This is a genomic window from Streptomyces fradiae, assembly GCF_041270065.1.
Lineage (GTDB): Bacteria > Actinomycetota > Actinomycetes > Streptomycetales > Streptomycetaceae > Streptomyces.
Genome location: NZ_CP065958.1, coordinates 2,498,592 through 2,521,438, shown reverse-complemented (window position 1 = coordinate 2,521,438; position 22,847 = coordinate 2,498,592). Strand labels below are relative to the sequence as shown.

Below are 22,847 nucleotides of genomic sequence, written 5' to 3'. Positions count from 1 at the left end.
TGGGCCTTCGTAGGGCAGTGTGGAGTTATCCACAGGCTCGGCGGGACCGTCGGGCAGTACGGGACAATGGCTGCATGCCTTCCGTACTGCCCGATGGTGAGCCCATGCCCGAGGACGGGGCGCTGCCCGCCCACGCCCTTCAGAGCGCCGGGGAGCGACCGCTCGGGTTCTATCTGCACGTGCCGTACTGCGCCACCCGGTGCGGTTACTGCGACTTCAACACCTACACCGCGAGCGAGCTGCGCGGTGCCGGCGGGGTGCTCGCCTCGCGGGACAACTACGCGGGGCAGGTCGTCGAGGAGATACGCCTGGCCCGCAAGGTGCTCGGCGACGCCCCGCGGCCGGTGCGGACCGTCTTCGTCGGCGGCGGCACGCCCACGCTGCTCGACGCGGGCGACCTCGTGACGATGCTCGCGGCGATCCGGGACGAGTTCGGGCTCGCCGAGGACGCCGAGGTGACGACCGAGGCGAACCCGGAGTCCGTCGACCCCGCCTATCTGGCCACGCTGCGGGAGGGCGGCTTCAACCGGATCTCCTTCGGCATGCAGAGCGCCCGGCAGCACGTCCTCAAGGTCCTCGACCGCACCCACACCCCCGGGCGGCCCGAGGCCTGTGTCGGCGAGGCGCGCGCGGCCGGTTTCGAGCACGTCAACCTCGACCTCATCTACGGCACGCCCGGCGAGACCGACGAGGACTGGCGGGCCTCGCTCGACGCGGCGATCGGCGCCGGACCCGACCACGTCAGCGCCTACGCGCTGATCGTCGAGGAGGGCACCCAGCTGGCCCGGCGCATCCGGCGCGGCGAGATACCCATGACCGACGACGACGTGCACGCCGACCGCTACCTGATCGCCGAGGACGTGCTGTCCGCGGCGGGCTTCCACTGGTACGAGGTCTCCAATTGGGCCACCTCGGACGCCGGCCGCTGCCTCCACAACGAGCTCTACTGGCGCGGCGCCGACTGGTGGGGCGCCGGCCCCGGCGCCCACAGCCACGTCGGCGGCGTGCGGTGGTGGAACGTCAAGCACCCCGGCGCGTACGCGGCCGCGCTGAGGGCGGGACGGTCCCCGGGCGCCGGACGCGAGGTCCTGTCGGACGAGGACCGGCGCGTCGAGCGGGTCCTTCTGGAGCTGCGGCTCCGCGAGGGCGTCGAGCTGGCGCTGCTGAAGCCGGCGGGCCTGGCGGCCGCCGAGCGGGCGCTGTCGGACGGTCTCCTGGCGGCGGAGCCGTACGCGGAGGGGCGGGCCGTCCTGACGCTGCGGGGTCGGCTGCTGGCCGACGCGGTGGTGCGGGACCTGGTGGACTAGCGGCGCCCCTTGGCCTACGGCGCCGTCACGAAATCGATCAGCTCCTCCACCCGGCCCAGGAGCTCCGGTTCCAGGTCCTTGTAGGAGGTGACCCGGGAGAGGATGTGCTGCCAGGCCGCGCCGGTGTTGGGGGGCCAGCCGAGGGCGTGGCAGATGCCGGTCTTCCAGTCCTGGCCGCGGGGGACGGTCGGCCAGGCGGGGATGCCGAGGGCGGCGGGCTTCACGGCCTGCCAGACGTCGATGTAGGGGTGGCCGACGATCAGGACGTCCGGGGAGGAGACCCGGGCGGCGAGGCGGGACTCCTTGGAGCCCTCGACCAGGTGGTCGACCAGGACGCCGAGCCGGGCGTCCGGAGCCGGGGCGAACTCGGCGACGACGGCGGGGAGGTCGTCGATGCCCTCCAGGTACTCGACGACGACGCCCTCGATGCGCAGGTCGTCGCCCCAGACGCGTTCCACCAGCTCGGCGTCGTGGCGGCCCTCGACGTAGATGCGGCCCGCGCGGGCCACCCGGGCCCGGGCGCCCGGGACGGCGATCGAGCCGGAGGCGGTGCGGGAGGGGAGGGAGAGGGCGGGGCGGGAAGGACGGACCAGGGTGACCGGCCGGCCCTCCAGGAGGAACCCCCGCGGCTCCATCGGGAAGACCCGGTGCTTGCCGAAGCGGTCCTCCAGGGTCACGGTGCCCGCCTCGCAGCGGATCACCGCCCCGCAGAAGCCCGTCGAGACCTCCTCGACGACGAGGTCGGGATCGGCCGGCACCTCCGGCACGGGCGCCGAACGCTTCCAGGGCGGCGTGAGATCCGGGTTGTAGCTGCGCATGGCTCGATTCTCGTCGAGAGTCCGTCAGTTCGAGAGTCCGTCAGCTCCCGGGCGTGGCCCGCCCATTCGGGCGACGCTACGACACCTCGAAGCGGCGTGCCAGTTCATCCCGCTGGCGCCGGACGAACGCCGCGTCCACCACCGCGCCGTGCCCCGGCACGTACACCGCGTCCTCGCCGCCCAGGGCGAGCAGCCGGTCCAGGGCGGCCGGCCAGCGGCCCGGGAGGGCGTCCGGGCCGGCCTGCGGCTCGCCGGACTCCTCCACCAGGTCGCCGCAGAAGACCACCTCGGGCGCGCCGGGCACGAACACCGCCAGGTCGTGGCCGGAGTGGCCGGGGCCGACGTTCGCGAGCAGGACCTGCCGGCCGCCCAGGTCGAGGGTCCACTCGCCGGACACGGTGTGCTTCGGTGCGACGAGCACCTCGGCGGCCTCCGTCGCGGCCGCCTCGTCCACCCCCTGCCGTACCGCGTCCCTGCGCAGTTCCTCGGCCTCCTCCCGCAGCAGCGTGTCCATGCCGACCGCGCCGAAGACCTCCGCGCCCGCGAAGACCGCCGTGCCGAGGACATGGTCGAAGTGCGGGTGGCTGAGTGCGACATGCGTCACCCTCCGCCCGCCCGTGAGAGCCGTCACCTGCGCGCGCAGCTCCGCGCCCTCCGCGAGCGTCGCGCCCGTGTCGTACAGCAGCACCGCGTCCCGTCCGATCACCAGGCCCGTCGTGGCGTCCCAGCCGGGCAGCCTGCGGCGTCCCACGCCCTCGCCGAGCCGCTCCCAGCCGTACGCTTCCCAGTCGAGATCCATACCGGGACGCTATCCGGTCCGGATCCGCTCCGGCCCGGTCGACGCCGCCTCCTTGCCAGGAGCGACGTCCGCCGCCGTACACTGGCCGGGGGATTGCTGGCACTCGGGCAGGGCGAGTGCCAAAAGCGGAGCAACCGGAACCGGAACGACAGCTGGAGGTGCGCGCGATGCTCAGCGAACGCAGGCTCGAGGTGTTGCGCGCCATCGTCCAGGACTACGTCGGCACGGAGGAGCCCGTCGGCTCCAAGGCGCTGACCGAGCGCCACCGCCTCGGCGTGTCGCCCGCCACCGTGCGCAACGACATGGCGGTCCTGGAGGAGGAGGGCTACATCGCCCAGCCCCACACCAGTGCCGGCCGCATCCCCACCGACAAGGGCTACCGCCTCTTCGTCGACCGGCTCGCCGGCGTCAAGCCGCTGTCCACCCCCGAGCGGCGGGCGATCCACAACTTCCTCGACGGGGCCGTCGACCTCGACGACGTCGTCGGCCGCACGGTGCGGCTGCTCGCGCAGCTGACCCGGCAGGTCGCCGTCGTGCAGTACCCGTCGCTGACCCGTTCGACGGTCCGGCACGTGGAGCTGCTTTCGCTGGCGCCCGCCCGGCTGATGCTGGTGCTGATCACCGACACCGGCCGGGTCGAGCAGCGCGTGATCGACTGCCCGGCGCCGTTCGGCGAGACCTCCCTCGCCGATCTGCGGGCCCGGCTCAACAGCCGCGTCGTCGGCCGCCGTTTCGCGGACGTGCCGCAGCTGGTGCAGGACCTGCCCGAGTCCTTCGAGGAGATCGAGGACCGCGGTACCGTCACGACGGTGCTCGCGACCCTCCTCGAAACGCTCGTGGAGGAGCAGGAGGAGCGGCTCATGATCGGCGGCACCGCCAATCTGACCCGCTTCGGACACGACTTCCCCCTGACGATCAGGCCCGTCCTGGAGGCCCTCGAGGAGCAGGTCGTGCTCCTCAAGCTCCTCGGCGAGGCCAAGGAATCCGGCATGACCGTGCGGATCGGGCATGAGATCGCCCACGAGGGCCTCACGTCCACGTCCGTCGTCTCGGTCGGCTACGGTTCCGGCGGCGAGGCAGTCGCCAAACTCGGCGTGGTCGGACCGACCCGCATGGACTACCCCGGAACGATGGGAGCGGTACGCGCAGTGGCACGTTACGTCGGACAGATCCTGGCGGAGTCGTAAGTGGCCACGGACTACTACGCCGTACTGGGCGTACGCCGCGACGCGTCGCAGGACGAGATCAAGAAGGCCTTCCGCCGACTCGCCCGCGAGCTCCACCCGGACGTGAACCCGGACCCGAAGACCCAGGAGCGGTTCAAGGAGATCAACGCCGCTTACGAGGTGCTGTCGGACCCGCAGAAGAAGCAGGTCTACGACCTCGGCGGCGACCCGCTGTCCGCCTCCGGCGGCGGCGCGGGGGCCGGTGGCTTCGGCGCGGGCGGCTTCGGGAACTTCTCGGACATCATGGACGCGTTCTTCGGTACGGCGTCCCAGCGCGGCCCGCGCTCGCGCACCCGGCGCGGCCAGGACGCGATGATCCGCCTGGAGATCACCCTCGAAGAGGCGGCCTTCGGCACCACCAAGGACATCCAGGTCGACACGGCCGTCGTCTGCACCACCTGCTCCGGCGAGGGCGCCGCGCCCGGCACCTCCGCGCAGACCTGTGACATGTGCCGCGGCCGCGGTGAGGTCTCCCAGGTCACCCGGTCCTTCCTGGGCCAGGTCATGACCTCGCGCCCCTGCCCGCAGTGCCAGGGCTTCGGCACCGTCGTCCCGACCCCGTGCCCGGAGTGCGCGGGCGACGGACGGGTCCGTTCCCGCCGCACCCTCACGGTCAAGATCCCGGCCGGTGTCGACAACGGCACCCGGATCCAGCTTGCCGGCGAGGGCGAGGTCGGCCCCGGCGGCGGCCCGGCCGGCGACCTGTACGTGGAGATCCACGAGGTCCCGCACGAGGTCTTCCAGCGCCGCGGCGACGACCTGCACTGCACGGTCACCCTGCCGATGACGGCGGCGTCGCTGGGCACGAAGGTGCAGCTCCAGACCCTGGACGGCCTGGAGGACGTCGACATCCGCCCGGGCACCCAGTCCGGCCAGTCGATCCCGCTGCACGGCCGCGGCGTCACCCACCTGCGCGGCAACGGCCGCGGCGACCTGATCGTGCACGTCGAGGTCCAGACCCCGACCAAGCTCGACCCGGAGCAGGAGCGCCTGCTGCGCGAACTGTCCAAGCTGCGCGGCGAGGAGCGGCCCCAGGGGCAGTTCCAGCCTGGGCAGCAGGGGCTGTTCTCGCGCCTGAAGGACGCGTTCAACGGACGCTGACAGCCCGTACGTCCCTGAAGGGCGCCCCTCACCCTCTGTGGTGAGGGGCGCCCCTCGCGTTTCGGCGGCGTCGCGGCGGCATGGCACGATGCCTGCATGTCCACCGCACTGAACGATCTCTCGCGTCTTCCGATCGTGCAGGCCCCCATGGCGGGTGGCGCCTCCTGTCCCGAGCTCGTCGGCGCCGTGTGCGAGGCCGGGGCGCTGGGTTTCCTGGCCGGCGGGTACAAGACCGCCGGCGGGCTGTACCAGGAGATCAAGCAGACCCGTGCGCTCACCGCGCGGCCCTTCGGCGTGAACCTCTTCATGCCGGCCGGCGGGCAGCCCGCCGACCGGGCAGCCGTCGAGGTCTACCGGCACCAGCTGGCCGGGGAGGCCACCTGGTACGAGACGGCGCTCGGCGATCCGGACCACGGCCGGGACGACGCGTACGACGCCAAGCTGGCGATCCTGCTCGACGACCCGGTGCCGGTGGTCTCCTTCACCTTCGGCTGCCCCGACCGGGACGCGCTGGACGCGTTCGCGCGGGCCGGTACGTACACGATCGTCACCGTCACCTCGGTCGAGGAGGCCCGGACGGCCGAGCGGGCCGGTGCCGCCGCGATCTGCGTGCAGGGCATCGAGGCCGGCGGACACCAGGGCACCCATCGCGACGACCCGGCCGACGCGCCCGGCACGGGCAGCGGACGCGGGCGCGGGCTGCTCACGCTGCTCACCGAGGTCCGGGAGAGCGTGCGGCTGCCGATCGTCGCGACCGGCGGGATCATGCGCGGCCGGCAGATCGCCGCCGTGCTCGCGGCCGGCGCCGACGCGGCGCAGCTCGGCACGGCGTTCCTGGTGTGTCCCGAGTCGGGGGCGCATCCGCTGCACAAGCGGGCCCTGACCGATCCGTTGTTCACGCACACTGAGCTGACCCGGGCGTTTTCCGGGCGTCCGGCGCGCGGACTGGTGAACCGTTTCATGCGCGAGCACGGGCCGTACGCCCCCGCCGCGTACCCCGAGGTGCACCATCTCACCGCGCCGCTGCGCAAGGCGGCCGCGACCGCCGGCGACCCGCAGGGGATGGCCCTGTGGGCCGGTCAGGGACACCGGCTCGCGCGCAAACTGCCGGCCGGGCGGCTGGTCGAGCTGCTCGCCGCCGAACTCGCCGCCGTCCACACCTCCTCCGCCACCACATCCACTTCCACCTCCACCAGCGCCAGTCCCAGGAGCACTTCGTGACCGCACCCGTCTTCGTCGTCGACGCCGTGCCCGCCGTCGGCGGCTTCCTCCTCGACGGGCCCGAGGGCCGGCACGCCGTGTCCGTGAAGCGGCTGCGGGCCGGTGAGGAGCTGGTGCTCACCGACGGGCGCGGCGCCTGGGCGGAGTGCACGGTCGCCGCCGCCGAGGGCAAGGACCAGCTGGTCGTCGAGGTCACCGCCGTGCACGCGGACGCCGAGCCGGCGCCCCGGATCACCGTCGTCCAGGCCCTGCCCAAGGGCGACCGCGGAGAACTCGCCGTCGAGACCATGACGGAGACCGGGGTCGACGCGATCGTGCCGTGGGCCGCGTTCCGCTGCATCACCCAGTGGAAGGGCGAGCGCGGCCAGAAGGCGCTGGCCAAGTGGCGGGCCACCGCCCGCGAGGCGGGCAAGCAGTCCCGCCGCACCCGGTTCCCCGAGGTCGCCGAGCTGATGTCCGGCAAGCAGGTCGCCGCGCTGCTCGCGGAGGCGGACTTCGCGGCCGTCCTGCACGAGGACCGTGACCATCCGAGTGGTGCGCTGGCCACCGCCGAGCTGCCCGCCGACGGCACGATCGTGCTGGTCGTCGGGCCCGAAGGCGGGGTGTCGCCCGAGGAGTTGGCGCTGTTCGAGGCGGCCGGGGCCAGGCCGTACCGGCTCGGGCCCAGTGTGCTGCGCACCTCCACGGCCGGTACGGCGGCGGCCGCGCTGGTGCTCGGGCGCACCGGCCGCTGGTCGTAGGCGCCGCGGCCCGGCGTCACGGGCCGGTCTTTCGGCCCGGCGTCGTGGCCTGTGGATAACTCCGGGCTGTGGCGGCGGGGCCGGATAGCATGCGCGTGTACTGATGATCGACAGAGGCGAGGAGGTCCGGGCCATGGCCGGAGAGCCGCAGAGCGACTGCCTGTTCTGCAAGATCGCGGAGGGGGAGGTCCCGGCGACGATCGTGCGCGAGACGGAGACGACCCTCGCGTTCCGCGACATCAACCCGCAGGCGCCCACGCACGTCCTGATCATCCCGCGGCTGCACTACCCGGACGCCGCCTCGCTCGCCGCCGCCGCGCCGAGCGTCGCCGCCGACATACTGCGGGAGGCCGGCGAGGTCGCGGCGCAGGAGAAGGTCGACGGCAGCGGTTTCCGCGTCGTGTTCAACACCGGCGCCGGTGCCGGCCAGACGGTCTTCCACGCGCACGCGCACGTGCTGGGCGGCCGCGGTCTCAACTGGCCGCCCGGATAGGGCGGGACGTTCCCTTGTCCGTACGCGAACTGGTCGTCCTCGGCACGGCCAGCCAGGTCCCGACCCGGCACCGCAACCACAACGGCTATCTGCTGCGCTGGGACGGCACCGGCATCCTCTTCGACCCCGGTGAGGGGACGCAGCGGCAGATGCTGCGGGCCGGGGTCGCGGCGCACGATCTGAACCGGATATGCGTCACGCACTTCCACGGCGACCACTCGCTCGGCCTGGCCGGGGTGATCCAGCGGATCAACCTCGACCAGGTGCCGCACCCGGTGACCGCGCACTACCCGGCGAGCGGGCAGCACTTCTTCGACCGGCTGCGGTACGCGACGGCGTACCGCGAGACGGTGAAGCTCGCCCAGGCGCCGGTCGCCGCGGACGGGCCGCTGGCCGTCACCGACACGTACACGCTTGAGGCCCGGCGGCTCTCCCACCCCGTGGAGTCGTACGGCTACCGGCTCGTCGAACCTGACGGGCGCCGGCTGCTGCCCGAGCGGCTCGCCGCGCACGGCGTCAAGGGCCCGGACGTGGGCCGGCTGCAGCGGGAGGGCGTGCTCGGCGGGGCCTTCGGCGGGGTCACGCTGGAGGACGTGAGCGAGGTGCGGCGCGGGCAGCGGTTCGCGTTCGTCATGGACACCCGGCTGTGCGACGGCGTGCACGCGCTCGCCGACGGCGCCGACCTGCTCGTCATCGAGTCGACCTTCCTCGACGAGGACGCCCGTCTCGCCGCCGACCACGGACATCTGACGGCCGGCCAGGCCGCGGCGGTCGCGCGGGACGCGGGGGTCCGCCACCTGGTGCTGACGCACTTCTCGCAGCGGTACGCCGATCCGGCGGAGTTCGAGCGGCAGGCGCGGGCGGCGGGGTTCACGGGGGAGCTGAGTATTGCCCAGGACCTGATGAGGGTCCCCGTACCGAAGAGATAGATCGTTCAACCCATGCCCGTACCCAAGGCCGAACTGCACCTCCACATCGAAGGAACCCTGGAACCCGAGCTGGCGTTCGCGCTGGCCGCGCGGAACGGGGTGACGCTGCCGTACGCGGACACGGAGGCGTTGCGGGAGGCGTACCGCTTCAGCGACCTCCAGTCCTTCCTCGACCTCTACTACTCCCTGATGGCGGTGCTGCGCACCGCCGACGACTTCACCGAGCTCGCCGACGCGTATCTGGCGCGGGCGGCGGAGCAGGGCGTGCGGCACGCCGAGATCTTCTTCGACCCGCAGGCGCACGCGGTGCGCGGTGTGCCGATGGGCGTGGTCGTGGAGGGCCTCGGCGCGGCCCTGGACCGTGCGGAGGAGCGCCACGGGATCTCGACCCGGCTCATCATGTGCTTCCTGCGCGACGAGTCGGCCGAGTCGGCGATGGCCACGCTCGATGCCGCGAAGCCGTATCTGGACCGGATCATCGGGGTCGGTCTCGACTCGGCGGAGGTCGGGCACCCGCCGGCGAAGTTCCGCGAGGTGTACGAGGAGGCCGCGCGGCTCGGTCTGCGCCGGGTCGCCCACGCGGGCGAGGAGGGCCCGGCGGCGTACATCCGCGAGGCCCTCGACGTCCTCGGCGTGGAGCGCGTCGACCACGGCCTGCGCTGCCTGGAGGACCCGAACCTGGTCGCCCGGCTCGTCCGGGACCGGGTGCCGCTGACGCTGTGCCCGCTGTCCAACGTACGGCTCCGGGCGATCGACGTCCTGGAGCAGCACCCGCTGCGGGAGATGCTGTCGGCGGGCCTGGTGGCGACGGTCAACTCGGACGACCCGGCCTACTTCGGCGGCTACGCCGGCGACAACTTCGACGCGGTGCGCGGCGCGCTGGGCCTGGGCGAGGAGGAGCTGCGGACCCTTGCCCGGAACTCCTTCGAGGCGTCCTTCCTGGAGGACGACGAGGAGCGGCGCGAGCGGTACCTGGCCGAGGTCGACGCCTACGAGTTCGAGCGTTCGTAGCCCCGGCGGGCCCTACCCCCGGGCCCGCCCGGCCAGACGGAAGGACGACCGCGAGAGGCGGCGGCGGGCCGCCGGGGTCGCGCCCGGGACCAGGACCGGGACCGGGGTGATCTCCTGCTCCGGGGCGCCCATTTGGGGGACGAGGGCGGTCGGGGTGGTGGTGGCCGAGAGGACCGCGGCGGGGGCGCCGCCGCGGCGGTGGATGGAGCCGGGCACGAGGGGGCGGCCGGAGGCGTGGCGGGCGACGGCGGTCATGGGGGCGGCGATCAGGAGCAGCAGGGCGCAGAGGGCGAGGCCCATGCCGGGGTAGCCGGCGGCCTCGGAGAGGAGGCTGCCGGTGACGGGGCCGCAGGCCACGCCCAGGGAGGACGCCGAGCCGACGAGGACGGCCCAGCGGCCGTGCGGGTCGAGGGAGGCGGCGAGGCCGAGGAGGTAGGAGAGGACGACGGGGTAGAACGCGTTCCATGCGATCTCGCCGGCCGCGAAGGACGCCGGGCCGCGCGCGGCCGAACTGAGCAGCACACAGGCCGCGATCAGCGCCGTGCCGACGCCGATCGGCACCGCACGCCCGAGCCGTGAGCCGAGCACGCCCGCGCCGATCACGCCGACCAGGCCCGCGCCGAGCGCCACCGCGAAGACCAGGCCGAGCGTGACCTCCGAGAGGCCCGCCTGGGTCAGGCCGATCCGGCCGCTGACGCCCCACAGCGCGTTCTGGGCCATCGACCAGAGGAGGATCGCGCCGGCCAGGACCGTGCCCGGGACGCGGTGGGGGAGCGGACCCCGTTCCGGCCTGGCCGTCGCCGTCAGGCGGACCGCGCGGCCGTCCGGCAGCCACGCCGTGGTCGGCGCCACCAGCAGCGCCGTCCCCGCGATCGCCGCGAACGGCAGCGCGTGCCCGCTGCCCAGGTGCGGCAGCGTCAGATAGAGCGCGCCCGCCGCAGCCGACACCGAAAGCAGGCCGAGCGAGGAGGCGCGGTGCGGGTCCGGGCGGCCCGCGATGCCCGCCGCGGCGACCGCCGTCGCCGTACCGGAGCCGAAGCCGCCGACGACCGCGCCCGCCACGACCAGCGGGACGAGACCGGTCGCCGCGGCCGTGCCGTACCCGAGGAGCATCAGCAGCAGACCGAGCCGGGCCGCCCGGCGCGGGCCGACACTCCCCCATAGCCTCCGGCATGGGTGGGGGTACCACCGGCGGAGCCAGGGGGCGTGCCCCCATCTCGCTCCGCTCGCGCGCGCCGCGAAGGTGAAGCCCGCCGAGGCCGAGCCGAGCAGCAGGATCGAGCCGACCAGACCGGCCTGGGTGGGACCGAGACCGAGGCCCGCGGACAGCCGGCCGACGACCGTCGGGAGCAGGTACGGGGCGAGATAACCGGCCGTGAAGAGGGAGACGAGAGCGACGAGCGCCCCCAGGGCACGCGGGCAGCGCGACGACATGGGCGTTCCAGGGACTGAACAGGGAAATGAGACGGCGCCCGGAGGTCCACACGGTCGCGGCACCATGTGTATCAAGCATCCGAGTGGGCGGAGAAGCCGTTATCCCCCGATTCGGTCTGTGATGTGGGTCACAATCGGTTTGGGATGCGGTTGGGCGGGTATTGCGCGCGCAACACCCTTCCCCTCGGGCACACTGGCGAGATCAGCCTCAGCACCCACGGTGCCGATCCGCCGCACCACGACCGGGGAGCAAGCCGTGACCGAACGTGACAACAGCGTCGACCCGCTCGGGCGGCTGCGCGAGCCCACCGACCCCGAGTGCGACGTCTTCCTCACCGGCACCGTCTTCCTCGACATCATCTTCACCGGCCTCGACAGCGCCCCCGTCCGCGGCACCGAGTCCTGGGCCCGCGGCATGGGATCCAGCCCCGGCGGCGTCGCCAACATGGCCACCGCGCTCGCCCGGCTCGGCCTGCGCACCTCGCTGGCCGCCGCGTTCGGCGACGACCACTACGGCGAGTACTGCTGGGACGCCCTGGAGCAGGGCGAGGGCATCGACCTCTCGCTGTCGCGGACCGTGCCCGGCTGGCACTCGCCCGTCACCGTCTCCATGGCCTACGAGGGCGAGCGCACGATGGTCTCGCACGGCCACGCCGCCCCGCCCCTCGACGGCGCCCTGCCCGCCGGGCCGCCCGCCTACCCGCCGCACGCCCGCGCCGCCGTCGCCTCCCTGGTCCCCGGCCGCAGCGAGGAATGGGTTGCCCGGGCCGCCGGCGCCGGCGCCAAGGTCTTCGCCGACGTCGGCTGGGACGACACCGGACACTGGGACCTGGCCGGCCTGACCGACCTGGAGCACTGCGAGGCCTTCCTGCCCAACGCCGCCGAGGCGATGCGCTACACCCGCACCGAATGCCCCCGGGCCGCCGCCCGCGCGCTCGCCGACAAGGTGCGCTACGCCGTCGTCACCCTCGGCTCCGAGGGCGCGTACGCCGTCGACGGGGCCACCGGCGAGACCGCCGAGGTGCCCGCGATCCAGGTCTCCGCGCTCGACCCGACCGGCGCCGGGGACGTCTTCGTCGCCGGTTTCGTCACCGGCACCCTGGCCGGCTGGCCGCTCGCCGACCGGCTCGCCTTCGCCGGGCTCACCGCCGCCCTCTCCGTCCAGGAGTTCGGCGGCTCGCTGTCCGCGCCGACTTGGGGCGAGATCGCCGCCTGGTGGGCGCACGTCCAGGACCACGAGTGCCAGGACCCGGCCGCCCTGCGGGCCCGCTACGCCTTCCTGGAGCGGCTGCTGCCCGCCCCGGCCCGCCCCTGGCCGCTGCGCCGGGCCGTCCCCACCATCGGCTTCCGCCCGGCGCCCGCCCCGTAGGACCAGGTTCTCCGGGCGCCCCCCCGCCCCCCTACTACCGGGCTTCGTGGGGGTCCGTAAAAACGGTTCAGCGTTGTCCGAGGCGAGTCGTAGGCTTGGTACCCGAGAGGTTGTCGAGCAGCGAGAACCCTGCAACGGGAGGTATGTGCAGGCCACAGTGCCGGCCCATGACTCAGACACCCACAGCCCAGACCCCCGCGCCGGGGCAGGCCCGTGCCCAGTTCAAGGTCCCCGCCAAGCACCCCATGGTGATGGTCCTGGGCTCCCGCGACGCCCTGCTGCGCGTGATCGAGGAAGCGTTCCCCACCACCGACATCCATGTCCGGGGGAACGAGATCAGCGCGATCGGTGACGCGAAGGAAGTCGCGCTCGTTCAGCGCCTGTTCGACGAGATGATGCTGGTGCTCCGCACCGGACAGCCGATGACGGAGGACGCGGTGGAACGATCGATCGCCATGCTGCGCGAGGAGACGGACGGAGCGGCGGTCGAGACGCCCTCCGAGGTGCTCACCCAGAACATCCTCTCCAGCCGCGGCCGCACCATTCGCCCCAAGACCCTCAACCAGAAGCACTACGTCGACGCCATCGACAAGCACACCATCGTCTTCGGCATCGGCCCCGCCGGCACCGGCAAGACCTATCTGGCCATGGCCAAGGCGGTCCAGGCCCTGCAGTCCAAGCAGGTCACCCGGATCATCCTGACCCGGCCGGCGGTCGAGGCGGGCGAGCGGCTCGGCTTCCTGCCCGGCACGCTCTACGAGAAGATCGACCCCTATCTGCGCCCGCTCTACGACGCGCTGCACGACATGCTCGACCCCGACTCCATCCCCAAGCTGATGGCGAACGGGACGATCGAGGTCGCGCCGCTCGCGTACATGCGCGGCCGGACGCTCAACGACGCGTTCATCATCCTCGACGAGGCGCAGAACACGAACCCCGAGCAGATGAAGATGTTCCTCACCCGCCTCGGCTTCGACTCGAAGATCGTCATCACCGGCGACATCACCCAGGTCGACCTCCCGGGCGGCACGAAGAGCGGTCTGCGGCAGGTCAGGGACATCCTGGACGGCGTCCCCGACGTGCACTTCTCGATGCTCACGTCGCAGGATGTCGTACGGCACCGGCTCGTCGGCCGTATCGTCGACGCGTACGAGAAGTACGACACGGCCAGCGAGCAGCGCCGGCAGCACGAACAGCGCACCGGCCGCAACGGGAAGTAGACACAGCAGCACATGTCGATCGACGTCAACAACGAGTCCGGCACCGAGGTCGACGAGCAGGCGATCCTCGACATCGCCCGCTACGCGCTCGCGCGGATGCGCATCCACCCGCTCTCCGAGCTCTCGGTGATCGTCGTGGACGCGGAGGCGATGGAGCAGCTCCACATCCAGTGGATGGACCTGCCGGGCCCCACGGACGTCATGTCCTTCCCGATGGACGAGCTGCGCCCGCCGTCGAAGGACGACGAGGAGCCCCCGCAGGGACTCCTCGGCGACATCGTGCTCTGCCCCGAGGTCGCCACCCAGCAGGGCAAGGACGCCCCGACCCAGCACTCCATGGACGAGGAGCTCCAGCTGCTCACCGTCCACGGAGTGCTGCACCTGCTGGGGTACGACCACGAGGAGCCGGACGAGAAGGCCGAGATGTTCGGCCTCCAGGCCGCCATCGTGGACGGCTGGCGCGCGGAGAAGGGCCTCACCGGCCCGTCGCCGGCGCCCACCGTCTCCTGACCCCCCGCAGGTCATGAGCGCACAACTGATCATCGGGGCGGTCGCCCTCGTCATCGTCGCCTGGCTCGCCGCCTGCGCCGAGGCGGGCATCGCCCGCGTCTCCAGCTTCCGCGCCGCCGAGGCCGTACGGTCCGGGCGGCGCGGGGCCGAGAAGCTGGCCCAGGTCGCCTCCGACCCGACCCGCTATCTCAATGTGGCGCTGCTCGTCCGCGTCGCCTGCGAGATGGCGGCCGGCGTCCTCGTCACGTACGCCTGCCTGGAGGCCTTCCCGGAGACCTGGGAGGCGCTGCTCGTCGCGATCGCCGTCATGGTGCTCGTGTCGTACGTCGCCGTCGGCGTCTCGCCGCGCACCATCGGCCGCCAGCACCCGCTGAACACGGCGACCGCCGCCGCGTACGTCCTCCTGCCCCTGGCCCGGATCATGGGCCCGATCCCGCAGCTGCTGATCCTCATCGGCAACGCGCTGACGCCCGGCAAGGGCTTCCGCAAGGGCCCGTTCGCCTCCGAGGCCGAGCTGCGGGCGATGGTCGACCTCGCCGAGCAGGAGTCGCTGATCGAGGACGAGGAGCGCCGCATGGTGCACTCCGTCTTCGAGCTCGGCGACACCCTGGTGCGCGAGGTGATGGTGCCCCGCACCGACCTGGTGTGCATCGAGCGCTACAAGACGGTCCGTCAGGCCCTCACCCTCGCCCTGCGCTCCGGCTTCTCGCGGATCCCGGTCACCGGGGAGAACGAGGACGACATCGTCGGCATCGTGTATCTGAAGGACCTGGTCCGCAAGACGCACATCAACCGGGACGCCGAGGCGGACGTGGTCTCCACGACGATGCGCCCGGCGGCCTTCGTGCCCGACACCAAGAACGCGGGCGACCTGCTGCGCGAGATGCAGCAGGAGCGCAACCACGTCGCCGTCGTCATCGACGAGTACGGCGGCACGGCCGGGATCGTCACCATCGAGGACATCCTGGAGGAGATCGTCGGCGAGATCACCGACGAGTACGACCGGGAGCTGCCGCCCGTCGAGGAGCTCGGCGACGACCGCTACCGGGTCACCGCCCGCCTCGACATCGGCGACCTCGGCGAGCTCTACGGCTTCGGCCCCGACGAGTACGACGACGAGGACGTGGAGACGGTCGGCGGACTGCTCGCCAAGGCCCTCGGCCGGGTGCCGATCGCCGGCGCCAACGCGGTCGTGGAGCTGCCCGACGGGCGGACCCTGCGGCTCACCGCCGAGTCCCCGGCCGGCCGCCGGAACAAGATCGTGACCGTGCTCGCCGAGCCGCTCGGAAAGCGCGGCGACGGGGCCGAGGGGGAGGGTTCGGAGCGATGACGCCCGAGCAGCTGCGCGCGTTCTGCCTGGACTTCAACGACGCGACGGAGGAGTTCCCGTTCAATCCGGAGACCTCCGTCTTCAAGGTCGCCGGGAAGATGTTCGCGCTGTCGGCGCTCGACGCCGAGCCGCTCAGCGTCAACCTCAAGTGCGACCCGGACGACGCCGTACGGCTGCGCGAGGAGCACCCGGCGATCCTCCCCGGCTGGCACATGAACAAGCGGCACTGGAACACCGTGCGCGTGGGAGAGCTCCCGGACCGGATGGTCCGGGAGCTCGTCGAGGACTCGTACGACCTGGTGGTCGCCGGTCTGCCCAGGGCGGTACGGCTCCGCCTCGACCGGCCCTGACCCTCAGGCACGCTTCCGCAGGCCGAGGGCCACCAGCAGCGCCGCGACCAGCACGATCGCCGCGTCCAGGGCGATGACCGTACGGACCCCGGAGAACAGGTCGGCGCCGGTGGTGGCGAGCACGCCCAGCATCGGGATGCCGACGGTGAGGCCGACCTGCTGGGTGGTGGTGACCAGACCGGTCGCAAGCCCCTGCTCCTCGTCGCGGACGCCGGAGGTGACGGTCACGCCGTACGAGATGATCGCGCCCAGGTGCAGCATCGAGGCCGCCGAGACGGCGACCGTCGCCACGATCGCGCCCGACTCGCGGCCCACGAGCAGCAGCGCGGCCGTGAGCAGGCCCTGGCCGGCCAGCGAGACGACCAGGGTGCGGTGGGCGCCGAGCCGGCCGATCACCCGCGGGGTGACCATTCCGGCGAGGACCGAGAAGGCGCCCTGGACGCCGAAGACGATGCCGGAGGCGAAGGCCGAGAGGCCCAGCGTCTCCTGCAGGTACAGGGTCAGCACGAAGACGATCGTCGACATCATCGAGAAGGTGACCAGACCGCCCAGGTTGCCGAAGGCGACCGTGCGGCGGCGCAGCACCGGCAGCGAGACCAGCGGGGCCGGGTGCCGGGACTCGACGACGCCGAAGGCCAGGAGCAGCAGCACACCGAGGGCGAGCGTGACCAGGACGTCAGCGCCGCCGAAGCCGTGCTCGGCGGCCGTGGTCAGCGCGTAGATCAGCGAGAGCAGACCGCCGGTGACGGTCACCGCGCCCGGGATGTCGAGCCGGGGCCGCTCCGGGGTGCGGGACTCGGGCAGCAGGCCGGGGGCGAGCGGCAGCACGATCAGGGTGAAGACGGCGAGCAGACCCATGGTGGAGCGCCAGCCGAGGGTGTCGGTCATGACCCCGCCGAGCACCATGCCGATGGTGAAGCCGAGCGACATCAGGGTGCCGGAGATGCCGAGCGCCCGCTCCCGCAGCGGTCCCTCGGGGAAGACGGTGGTCAGCAGCGCCATGCCGGTCGGCACGATCGCCGCCGCGCCGAGGCCCTGCAGGGCGCGGCCGGCCAGGAAGGCGCCCGGGCTCCAGGCGAGGGTGGCGAGCAGCGAGGCGGCGCCGAAGAGGACGAGGCCGGAGAGGAAGAGCCGCTTGCGGCCGAAGAGGTCGCCGATCCGCCCGAAGAGCAGCAGGAAACCGCCGGAGGGGAGGGCGAAGGCGGTGACCGCCCACTGGAGCGCGGACGGGGCGAAGCCGAGGTCGGCGCCGAGGACGGGGAGGGCGACGTTCAGTACGGAGAAGTCGAGCGCCACCATGAACTGGGCGGCGCACAGCACGAAGAGGACGAGCCGGGCGCGGCCGGTGAGGGCGCCGGGGGAGGCGGGGGCCGCGGTCTGATCCTGCGGTGCGGTCGGGGGAGAGGTGACGGTTGCCATGGCCACGACTCTCGTGGCACGGGAACAACGGTGGGGAGCGGGAACTTATCCTGTTGGTCGCACCACCAGGCATCCAGGGGGAGGAAGCACACGTGGCCACGGCACTGGAGTCCACCGCCGCCAAGGCACACCGACTGGCCGAGCTCCGCGAGTTCCTGATGAGCCGCCGGGCCCGGGTGAGCCCCGCCGAGGCGGGCCTGCCGGACGGCGGCAGACGCCGCACGCCCGGGCTGCGCCGCGAGGAGGTCGCGGTGCTCGCCGGGGTCGGAGTGTCCTGGTACCAGTGGCTGGAGCAGGGCCGGGACATCACGGTGTCCGCGCAGGTCCTGGACTCGGTGGCGCGGGTGCTCCGGCTGAGCCCGACCGAGCGGCGCCACCTGTACGTACTGGCCGCGCTGAACCCGCCGGCGCCCGAACTCGCCCCGGAGGACCGGGACATGTGCCAGGGGCTGCGGCGGTTGATCGACGCGTGGATGCCGTTCCCGGCGCACATCATGGACCAGTACTGGAACACCGTGATGTACAACGACGCGGCGGCGGTCGTGCTCGGCATGCGGCCGGAGATCGTGCAGAACTGCCTGATCGCCTTCTTCACCGACCCGCTCTACCGGGAGCGGTCGACGAGCTGGGAGGAGCTGGCCCCGAAGGTCGTCGCCCAGTTCCGCGCGGCCTGCTCGGAGTGCCCGGACGACGACGGCTTCCGGCAGGTCGTGGCGGAGGCCAAGGAGGCGAGCGCGGAGTTCGCCGAGCTGTGGGAGCGCCGTGACATCCTGCCCGGCGGCCAGAACCGCAAGGAGATGGACCACCCGCTGGTCGGCCCGCTGATCGTCGAGGCCACCCAGCTCCGCGTCCCGGCCCGCCCGGACCTCGTCATCGTGCTGCACACCCCGCTCCAGGAGGCGGACACGGCGGCGAAGCTGGAGTGGCTGGTGTCGCCGGAGGGGCGGCGCGGGGCGATGTATCCGGTGGCGGGCTGAGGGGCCCGCGGGCTGTCACCGGCGGGCGAGGGCCTGACGCCGGACGGGCGGTTTGCTCAGCACGTACGCGTCGCCTTATTCATCACGTACGTGTCACCGACGCCGTATATGCTCCGGCCGTCCGGGCGTTGTCGATCTTGCGGCGCCCGGCGTCATCCGCTCAACTCTCCACCCTCAAGAGGTACTTCACCATGCGCACTCGCATCAGACGCGGCCTGGCCGCCGCCCTCGCCGTCTCCGCTCTCTCGCTGACCGCCGCCTGCGGTGGCGGCGACGAGAAGGGCGGTGCCGCGAAGGACGGCGCCGCCAAGCCGGCCGCCGGAGCGACGACCACCGCCGCCCCCACGTCCGAGGCGCCGGCCGCCAAGCCGCTGACCGACGCCCAGATGAAGGCGGCCCTGCTTGAGCTGAAGGACCTGCCGTCCGGCTGGAAGACCACGAAGCACCCGGACGCCCCGACCGTCTACAAGACCAGCAAGACCGAGTGCCAGCCCTTCGCCGACATGATGAGCAACGGCGAGACCGCCGGTGCCACGCAGAGCCCGAGCGCCGACTTCGCCCGCGGCAACAACGACGCGGAGATCACCGAGCGGGTCCTGAGCTTCACCGGTACCGGTGCGGCCGACCACCTCAAGCAGCTCAACACGGCCCTCGACACCTGCGCCGAGATCCCCGTGGAGGCCGACGGCCAGAAGATGAAGATCACGGCGAAGAAGCGCCCCGCGCCGCAGGGCGCCGAGGAGGCGCTCGCCTTCACCCTCGGTGTCGAGGTCTCCCCCGGCATCACGATCGCGCCGAACTTCGCGTACGCGCGCCAGGGCAACGGCGTGGTGCGCCTGATGGTGCTCGCGGCCCCCGCGGCCAACAAGGACTTCGACGAACTCGCCAAGACGGCCACCGACAAGTTCGTCAAGGCCGCCCAGGGCTGAGCCCCCGGCCCCGCTCGGCTCCCGCGCTGATCCCAGGTCCCCGGCCCGTCACCGCGGGCCCCGGCCTATCCTCGGATCATGACACTCAACCGCGAGCACGACGACCTCGGCGCCGAGGACCTGAAGATCATCACGCTGGCGCGCAGCGCCCGCGCCCGCAACGGGGTCGCCGAGGGCGCCGCGGTGCGCGACGAGACCGGACGGACGTACGTGGCCGGGACCGTCGCCCTGGAGTCGCTCAAGCTGAGCGCGCTGCAGACCGCGGTCGCGATGGCCGTGGCCAGCGGTGCCGAGTCGCTGGAGGCCGCGGCCGTCGTCTCCGCCGCGGAGACCCCCTCGGACGAGGACCGCGCGGCGGTACGGGACCTGGGCGGGCCGGAGACGCCGGTGCTGCTCGCGGGGCCCGACGGGAAGCTGCGGGTGGCGGTCACGGCCGGCTGAGGCGCGGGCCGCCGCACCCGTCGTACCGCCTCACACATGGCCCTTGTGCTCTTGTGAGGAATGCGCGTCAATGACTGCGCACGGTCCGACGGACCGTCAGATCCGCGCAGTGTCCGCTTCACGCAGCGTCCGCACCCCTGCGTCGTCCTTCACCGGAATCGGAAGGGGTACGTCCACGCCATGAGAAGCAGAAGCAGCTTAGGGATCGTCGCGGCGCTCTCCGGGGCGCTCGCCGCCTCGGCCCTCGCCTTCGCGCCGGGCGCCGCCGCCGTGTCGCCGGGCTCGGCCACGGCCACGTACGACTGCGGGGCCTGGGGCGGCGGCGGTGCCACGCTCACCGCCACGCAGAGCGGCACCGCCGCGACGATCACCCTCACCTCGGCCGTCAAGACGCCGATCGCGGTCGGCGCCGACCAGATCAGCGCCACCCTGACGATGGCCAAGGCGGGCGGCGGCACCCGGGTCTTCAGCGGCAAGAAGAACCCGGCGCTCGCCGCGAACCAGTCCGTCACGATCGGCCCGCTCAGTGGGACCGTCGCCTCCGGCGACAGCCTCAACTCCTACTTCGCGGGCACCGCGCTCAAGATGGTGATCTTCGGCGTCACCGTGAACTGCGACGCGCTCACCTCGCAGTCGCCCGGGCCCTTCGTGTTCAGCTGAGCCCCCTTTCGCATGACCGACCGGTGCCGCCGCGAGCGGCACCGGTTCCTGTCGTGACCTGCGGAAACACCACGATCATCCTGATCTTGACAGTATCTGATGGGTCATCAGTCGATGCATTTCGATTCCATTGACTTCTCTCGGCCCGCAGCCGTCAATGGCGCCCTCTCATCCCTCAGGAGGGGCCCACATGGCACTCGGAACACGCCGCACACGGAGCGGTACGGCTGCTCGAAGACGGCGCCGCTGGACCGCCGCCCTCGGCGCCACCGCGCTCGCGCTCACCGCGGGCGGGGCGCTCGCCGCACCCGCCGGGGCGGCCACCACCGCCTCCGTGGCGGTCGACTTCGCGACCCACTGCGTACCGCCGCCGATCGCCGGCATCCCGCCCATCGACGGCACCACCACCGCGCAGATCACCGTCGACAACGCGGCGCCCAAGGTCGGCGACACGGTCACCGTCACCTACACGGTCACCAAGCCCGCCGCGTCCAACCCGGTCGACCTCGCGCTCCCGGAAAACATCATGACCCCGAGCGGCAAGGTCACCCTGGGCGGCGCCCAGACCGGCTCGGTCACCGTCACCGGCGAGAAGAAGAACCCGCCCGTCCCCGGCAAGGGCGCCTTCCCGCCCTTCTCGATGACCGGCACCTTCACGGTCACCGCGCCCGGCGCGATCCAGCTCTCGCCCGGCGACTACAACATCCACACCTCCTACATCATGGAGCTGGACACGCCCTGCACCGTGTCCAACCCGCCCGCACCGGTCTCCGAGACCGTCACGGCGACCGCCCAGCCGGGCGCCAACGAGCGGGCCCTCCAGCTCGACAACGCCTCCGGCGCACCCGGCGTCCGGGTCACCGTCACCGGCACCAAGTTCACCCCGCTCACCGAGGTCACCGTCGCCGGCCGGGCCGGCGCCGCCGAGACCGCCGACAAGATGACCGTCACCACCGACAGCGAGGGCGGCTTCGCCGCGCGCCTGATGGTCTCCGACAAGGCGACCACCGGGATCGTGGCGTACGAGGGCGCCGCCTGGGACGCCGACAAGGGCGCCGGCCCCGTCGCGTACCAGGTCATCGACGACACCCCGGCCCCGCCGGGCAGCCAGAAGATCACCGCCACGGTCAAGGCGGGCACCCTGTCGATGACCCAGGCCGGCGACGCCGTCGCGCTCTCGGCCGTCGAGTTCGGCACCGGCGGCGCGGCCACCGGCGCCCTGCGGACGGTGACCGTCAAGGACTTCCGCGGCGGTCCCGCGGGCTGGTCCCTGACCGGCAAGGTCACCGACTTCACCGGCCCCGGCGGCGCCGCCATCGGCGCCGGGAAGCTCAGCTGGACCCCGGCCTGCGCCACCAAGGCCGGCAGCCCCAGCACCTGCGCCCCCGGCACCGCGGGACCCGTCGGCAGCACGGGCGCGACCCTCGCGTCCACGCCCAACGGCACCGTCACCGGCGGCGAGTTCACCGTCGACGCCGGGCTCTCCCTCGACGTTCCCGCGTTCACCGCGCCGGGCTCGTACGCGGGCGTGCTCACGCTGACGCTGTCCTGACCGTACGAAGGCACCGAACCACTGGAACCGAAGGGGTCCGCACCCGTGCGACGCAAGCCGTACGTCCTCCTCCTGCTGAGCGTTCTGGGCGCCGTGCTTCTGCTCGGCGCCCAGAGCGCGCCCCCCGCCTCCGCCGCCGAGAACGGCGAGTGGGCCGTCTACCCGGCCGCCTCGCAGCTCGGCAGCCGCCCGTACTTCTACCTCTCCGCCGACCCGGGGAGCACCGTCACCGACCAGGTCACCGTCGCCAACAAGACCGCCGCCCCGCTCACCTTCCTGCTCTACGGCGCCGACGCCTACAACACCGAACGCGACGGCGGCTTCGCCGTCCGCACCCGGCAGGAGCGGCAGACCGGCGCCGGCGCCTGGATCAAGCCGGCCCGCGACCGGGTCACCGTCCCGCCGCGCTCGGCCGTCACCGTGCCGTACACCCTCGCCGTCCCCGCCGACGCCGAGCCCGGCGACCACCCCGGCGCCGTCGTCGCCCTCGACGAGCGGGTGGCGAAGGGCGGCGGCGCGGGCGCGGTCGCCCTCGGGGTGCAGCGCGCCGTCGCCGCCCGCGTCTACCTCCGGGTCGGCGGCCCCACCGTGCCCGCCCTCTCCGTCGAGGACGTCACCCTCGACCAGGACCGGCCGCTCGTCCCCGGCACCGGCACCAGCCGCGCCGTCGTCTCGTACACCCTCCACAACCGCGGCAACGTCACCCTCAACCCCAAGGTCGCCCTCAAGGCCCAGGGCCTCTTCGGCCGCACCCTGCTCGCCCGCGACCTGGACCGGCTGCCGGCCGAGCTGCTGCCCCGGCAGAAGATCCGGCTCACCGAGCAGTGGACCGGCTCGCCGCAGCTCGACTGGGGGGACATCACCCTCACCGCCACCGCCAAGGACGTCCGCGAGTCCGGCCGGGTCGGCTTCCTGGCCCTGCCCTGGCTGCCCCTCGCCGCCCTGGTCTGCGGCGGTACGGCCGGGGTCGTCGCCCTCCGGATCCGCCGTCACCGGGCACTGGGTACGTGA

23 protein-coding genes are annotated in these 22,847 nt (G+C 72.8%); 19 read left to right on the top strand and 4 right to left on the bottom strand.

The annotated features are described in order from the left end of the window. Window positions 1-74: 74 nt before the first annotated feature. Window positions 75-1,307, top strand: coding sequence for a radical SAM family heme chaperone HemW (gene hemW, locus JAO84_RS11345; protein ID WP_370412747.1), 1,233 nt, complete (start codon window positions 75-77; stop codon window positions 1,305-1,307). A 14-nt stretch (window positions 1,308-1,321) separates the two neighbouring features. Here the strand turns inward: hemW and JAO84_RS11340 are convergent, their stop codons facing one another. After that, window positions 1,322-2,125: a DUF3097 domain-containing protein gene (locus JAO84_RS11340; RefSeq protein ID WP_370412745.1), complete on the bottom strand. Its 804-nt coding sequence runs from the start codon at window positions 2,123-2,125 to the stop codon at window positions 1,322-1,324. 76 nt (window positions 2,126-2,201) lie between these two features. Beyond that, on the bottom strand, window positions 2,202-2,924 hold the full coding sequence (locus JAO84_RS11335) for an MBL fold metallo-hydrolase (protein ID WP_370412743.1): 723 nt from the start codon (window positions 2,922-2,924) through the stop codon (window positions 2,202-2,204). A gap of 167 nt (window positions 2,925-3,091) precedes the next feature. Between JAO84_RS11335 and hrcA the strand changes: the two genes are divergently transcribed. The 7 genes from hrcA to JAO84_RS11300 all read left to right on the top strand — a co-directional run bounded on the left by hrcA (window position 3,092) and on the right by JAO84_RS11300 (window position 9,645). Next, window positions 3,092-4,111 carry a heat-inducible transcriptional repressor HrcA gene (hrcA, locus tag JAO84_RS11330; protein WP_265862287.1) on the top strand — a complete coding sequence of 340 codons (1,020 nt, stop codon included), beginning with the start codon at window positions 3,092-3,094 and terminating at the stop codon, window positions 4,109-4,111. Next, window positions 4,112-5,251, top strand: coding sequence for a molecular chaperone DnaJ (dnaJ, locus tag JAO84_RS11325; protein ID WP_265862286.1), 1,140 nt, complete (start codon window positions 4,112-4,114; stop codon window positions 5,249-5,251). Window positions 5,252-5,347: 96 nt separating this feature from the next. Beyond that, entirely contained in the window at window positions 5,348-6,472 is a 1,125-nt protein-coding gene (locus tag JAO84_RS11320) for a nitronate monooxygenase (RefSeq protein WP_370412740.1), read from the top strand. Continuing rightward, window positions 6,469-7,212 carry a 16S rRNA (uracil(1498)-N(3))-methyltransferase gene (locus JAO84_RS11315; protein WP_370412738.1) on the top strand — a complete coding sequence of 248 codons (744 nt, stop codon included), beginning with the start codon at window positions 6,469-6,471 and terminating at the stop codon, window positions 7,210-7,212. Before JAO84_RS11320 ends, JAO84_RS11315 begins: the two co-directional genes overlap by 4 nt. A gap of 133 nt (window positions 7,213-7,345) precedes the next feature. Continuing rightward, complete coding sequence (locus tag JAO84_RS11310; RefSeq protein ID WP_370416726.1) at window positions 7,346-7,705, top strand: histidine triad nucleotide-binding protein; 360 nt, start codon at window positions 7,346-7,348, stop codon at window positions 7,703-7,705. A gap of 14 nt (window positions 7,706-7,719) precedes the next feature. Next, window positions 7,720-8,634 carry a ribonuclease Z gene (locus JAO84_RS11305; RefSeq protein ID WP_370412736.1) on the top strand — a complete coding sequence of 305 codons (915 nt, stop codon included), beginning with the start codon at window positions 7,720-7,722 and terminating at the stop codon, window positions 8,632-8,634. Between the two features lie 12 nt (window positions 8,635-8,646). Beyond that, the gene (locus tag JAO84_RS11300; RefSeq protein WP_370412734.1) at window positions 8,647-9,645 is read left to right on the top strand and encodes an adenosine deaminase; all 999 of its coding nucleotides are present in this window, start codon (window positions 8,647-8,649) and stop codon (window positions 9,643-9,645) included. Between the two features lie 12 nt (window positions 9,646-9,657). Here the strand turns inward: JAO84_RS11300 and JAO84_RS11295 are convergent, their stop codons facing one another. After that, window positions 9,658-11,079 carry an MFS transporter gene (locus JAO84_RS11295; protein WP_370412732.1) on the bottom strand — a complete coding sequence of 474 codons (1,422 nt, stop codon included), beginning with the start codon at window positions 11,077-11,079 and terminating at the stop codon, window positions 9,658-9,660. Between the two features lie 160 nt (window positions 11,080-11,239). On the opposite strand from JAO84_RS11295, the gene JAO84_RS11290 reads away from it, so the two are divergent. The 5 genes from JAO84_RS11290 to JAO84_RS11270 all read left to right on the top strand — a co-directional run bounded on the left by JAO84_RS11290 (window position 11,240) and on the right by JAO84_RS11270 (window position 15,858). Then, complete coding sequence (locus tag JAO84_RS11290) at window positions 11,240-12,448, top strand: carbohydrate kinase family protein (protein ID WP_370416725.1); 1,209 nt, start codon at window positions 11,240-11,242, stop codon at window positions 12,446-12,448. Between the two features lie 167 nt (window positions 12,449-12,615). Continuing rightward, complete coding sequence (locus JAO84_RS11285; RefSeq protein ID WP_370412730.1) at window positions 12,616-13,668, top strand: PhoH family protein; 1,053 nt, start codon at window positions 12,616-12,618, stop codon at window positions 13,666-13,668. A gap of 12 nt (window positions 13,669-13,680) precedes the next feature. Then, complete coding sequence (ybeY, locus tag JAO84_RS11280; protein WP_041129173.1) at window positions 13,681-14,178, top strand: rRNA maturation RNase YbeY; 498 nt, start codon at window positions 13,681-13,683, stop codon at window positions 14,176-14,178. A gap of 13 nt (window positions 14,179-14,191) precedes the next feature. Continuing rightward, on the top strand, window positions 14,192-15,508 hold the full coding sequence (locus JAO84_RS11275) for a hemolysin family protein (protein WP_370412728.1): 1,317 nt from the start codon (window positions 14,192-14,194) through the stop codon (window positions 15,506-15,508). Beyond that, entirely contained in the window at window positions 15,505-15,858 is a 354-nt protein-coding gene (locus tag JAO84_RS11270; protein ID WP_265862274.1) for an MmcQ/YjbR family DNA-binding protein, read from the top strand. The genes JAO84_RS11275 and JAO84_RS11270 overlap by 4 nt, the downstream gene beginning before the upstream one ends. A gap of 3 nt (window positions 15,859-15,861) precedes the next feature. Here JAO84_RS11270 and JAO84_RS11265 read toward each other — a convergent pair whose 3' ends face one another. Then, entirely contained in the window at window positions 15,862-17,277 is a 1,416-nt protein-coding gene (locus JAO84_RS11265) for an MFS transporter (protein WP_370412726.1), read from the bottom strand. A 158-nt stretch (window positions 17,278-17,435) separates the two neighbouring features. Here JAO84_RS11265 and JAO84_RS11260 point away from each other — a divergent pair, with 158 nt between their 5' ends. The 6 genes from JAO84_RS11260 (at window position 17,436) to JAO84_RS11235 (ending at window position 22,847) form a co-directional block, all read left to right on the top strand. Continuing rightward, entirely contained in the window at window positions 17,436-18,254 is an 819-nt protein-coding gene (locus tag JAO84_RS11260; RefSeq protein ID WP_370416724.1) for a helix-turn-helix transcriptional regulator, read from the top strand. A gap of 191 nt (window positions 18,255-18,445) precedes the next feature. Further along, complete coding sequence (locus tag JAO84_RS11255) at window positions 18,446-19,183, top strand: hypothetical protein (protein WP_370412724.1); 738 nt, start codon at window positions 18,446-18,448, stop codon at window positions 19,181-19,183. Window positions 19,184-19,261: 78 nt separating this feature from the next. Further along, entirely contained in the window at window positions 19,262-19,624 is a 363-nt protein-coding gene (locus JAO84_RS11250) for a cytidine deaminase (RefSeq protein ID WP_370412722.1), read from the top strand. A 180-nt stretch (window positions 19,625-19,804) separates the two neighbouring features. Then, the gene (locus tag JAO84_RS11245; protein WP_370412720.1) at window positions 19,805-20,284 is read left to right on the top strand and encodes a hypothetical protein; all 480 of its coding nucleotides are present in this window, start codon (window positions 19,805-19,807) and stop codon (window positions 20,282-20,284) included. 190 nt (window positions 20,285-20,474) lie between these two features. Next, window positions 20,475-21,836, top strand: a complete 1,362-nt coding sequence (locus tag JAO84_RS11240) for a beta-xylosidase (protein ID WP_370412718.1) — start codon at window positions 20,475-20,477, stop codon at window positions 21,834-21,836. 45 nt (window positions 21,837-21,881) lie between these two features. Further along, entirely contained in the window at window positions 21,882-22,847 is a 966-nt protein-coding gene (locus JAO84_RS11235) for a WxL protein peptidoglycan domain-containing protein (RefSeq protein ID WP_370412716.1), read from the top strand.

Bases quoted from the DNA above. Each gene is read 5' to 3' on its own strand.
- JAO84_RS11295 (WP_370412732.1), bottom strand. From the start codon at position 11,079: ATGTCGTCGCGCTGCCCGCGTGCCCTGGGGGCGCTCGTCGCTCTCGTC.
- JAO84_RS11335 (WP_370412743.1), bottom strand. From the start codon at position 2,924: ATGGATCTCGACTGGGAAGCGTACGGCTGGGAGCGGCTCGGCGAGGGC.
- JAO84_RS11320 (WP_370412740.1), top strand. From the start codon at position 5,348: ATGTCCACCGCACTGAACGATCTCTCGCGTCTTCCGATCGTGCAGGCC.
- JAO84_RS11340 (WP_370412745.1), bottom strand. From the start codon at position 2,125: ATGCGCAGCTACAACCCGGATCTCACGCCGCCCTGGAAGCGTTCGGCG.
- hemW (WP_370412747.1), top strand. From the start codon at position 75: ATGCCTTCCGTACTGCCCGATGGTGAGCCCATGCCCGAGGACGGGGCG.
- JAO84_RS11270 (WP_265862274.1), top strand. From the start codon at position 15,505: ATGACGCCCGAGCAGCTGCGCGCGTTCTGCCTGGACTTCAACGACGCG.
- JAO84_RS11285 (WP_370412730.1), top strand. From the start codon at position 12,616: ATGACTCAGACACCCACAGCCCAGACCCCCGCGCCGGGGCAGGCCCGT.
- JAO84_RS11250 (WP_370412722.1), top strand. From the start codon at position 19,262: ATGACACTCAACCGCGAGCACGACGACCTCGGCGCCGAGGACCTGAAG.
- JAO84_RS11265 (WP_370412726.1), bottom strand. From the start codon at position 17,277: ATGGCAACCGTCACCTCTCCCCCGACCGCACCGCAGGATCAGACCGCG.
- JAO84_RS11275 (WP_370412728.1), top strand. From the start codon at position 14,192: ATGAGCGCACAACTGATCATCGGGGCGGTCGCCCTCGTCATCGTCGCC.
- ybeY (WP_041129173.1), top strand. From the start codon at position 13,681: ATGTCGATCGACGTCAACAACGAGTCCGGCACCGAGGTCGACGAGCAG.
- JAO84_RS11245 (WP_370412720.1), top strand. From the start codon at position 19,805: ATGAGAAGCAGAAGCAGCTTAGGGATCGTCGCGGCGCTCTCCGGGGCG.
- JAO84_RS11260 (WP_370416724.1), top strand. From the start codon at position 17,436: ATGAGCCGCCGGGCCCGGGTGAGCCCCGCCGAGGCGGGCCTGCCGGAC.
- JAO84_RS11300 (WP_370412734.1), top strand. From the start codon at position 8,647: ATGCCCGTACCCAAGGCCGAACTGCACCTCCACATCGAAGGAACCCTG.
- JAO84_RS11255 (WP_370412724.1), top strand. From the start codon at position 18,446: ATGCGCACTCGCATCAGACGCGGCCTGGCCGCCGCCCTCGCCGTCTCC.
- JAO84_RS11240 (WP_370412718.1), top strand. From the start codon at position 20,475: ATGGCACTCGGAACACGCCGCACACGGAGCGGTACGGCTGCTCGAAGA.
- JAO84_RS11310 (WP_370416726.1), top strand. From the start codon at position 7,346: ATGGCCGGAGAGCCGCAGAGCGACTGCCTGTTCTGCAAGATCGCGGAG.
- hrcA (WP_265862287.1), top strand. From the start codon at position 3,092: ATGCTCAGCGAACGCAGGCTCGAGGTGTTGCGCGCCATCGTCCAGGAC.